The organism is Streptomyces sp. SID12501, assembly GCF_010550245.1.
GTDB lineage: Bacteria > Actinomycetota > Actinomycetes > Streptomycetales > Streptomycetaceae > Streptomyces.
The window spans coordinates 1-385 of the sequence record NZ_JAAGLU010001062.1; the positions used below are offsets into that span (position 1 = coordinate 1).

A 385-nucleotide genomic window follows, 5' to 3' on the forward strand; every position below is an offset into this window, starting at 1 on the left:
GCTCCTCGAGCGACTCCTGGATCTGGTGGTAGACCACCTCGGACTCGTACTGCGCGGCGACGCCCGCGACGAGGCGCTGCTTCTCCGCCTCCGGGATGCCGAGGCGGTCGTACGTGTTCTTGATGTCCTCCGGCAGGTCCTCCCAGCTGGTGGCCTGCTTCTCGGTGGACCGCACGAAGTACTTGATGTTGTCGAAGTCGATGCCCGACAGGTCCGCGCCCCACCAGGGCATGGGCTTCTTGTCGAACAGGCGCAGGGCCTTCAGGCGCGTCTTGAGCATCCACTCGGGCTCGTTCTTGAGCCGCGAGATGTCGCGCACGACGTCCTCCGACAGGCCGCGGCGCGCGGAGGCGCCGGCGACGTCGGGGTCGTGCCAGCCGTAGGT

General features: G+C 67.8%; 1 pseudogene. It reads right to left on the reverse strand.

Annotated features, from left to right (window positions below):
- Positions 1-385, reverse strand: a pseudogene (locus tag G3I71_RS49825) (Fe-S cluster assembly protein SufB); the annotation flags it as partial.